The organism is Gluconobacter sp. P1D12_c, from assembly GCF_018812105.1.
GTDB lineage: Bacteria > Pseudomonadota > Alphaproteobacteria > Acetobacterales > Acetobacteraceae > Gluconobacter > Gluconobacter oxydans_A.
The window spans coordinates 1-409 of record NZ_JACSIQ010000618.1 but is presented as its reverse complement, the minus strand read 5'-3'; the positions used below and the strand labels follow the sequence as shown (position 1 = coordinate 409).

The window sequence follows — 409 nt, the reverse complement described above, 5'->3', positions numbered from 1 at the left end:
GGCGTATCTCATCTTTATTGTCATTAACAAAAACACACTCGTAACAAAAATCATCCTCGTCATCGTTCAAATATTCGTTGAATCTTAAAAAACCATATCCCCTGCTTTCTATGTAATCCAAAAACAAAGAAGAATGCGAAGGAAGACAACGCAAATAATCTCTATAACTTTTCACATCCTTCACAGGAAAAGAATGGTCAATATAATGGTCATGCAAACAAGTCATGATATCGTAAGGCTTTTCCCAACCGCAATAAACCTCGACCCCATTCCCAAACATATAACGAATAGCCTTGGTCTCATAACGTGCCTTCAATCGCACAGCCTTTATATTGAACAGATTTTCAAGCCTCTGTACTTCTCTCTCTATTTCTCTATATTTTTCCTTCTTTACCATATCCATAACAAT

Annotated in this window: 1 protein-coding gene; it reads right to left on the bottom strand. The window is 36.2% G+C overall.

Annotation, left to right across the window (positions count from 1 at the left end; genetic code table 11):
* Window positions 1–409, bottom strand: a 409-nt coding sequence (locus KP705_RS21835; RefSeq protein ID WP_215765349.1) for a hypothetical protein, incomplete at both ends; no start/stop codon positions are given.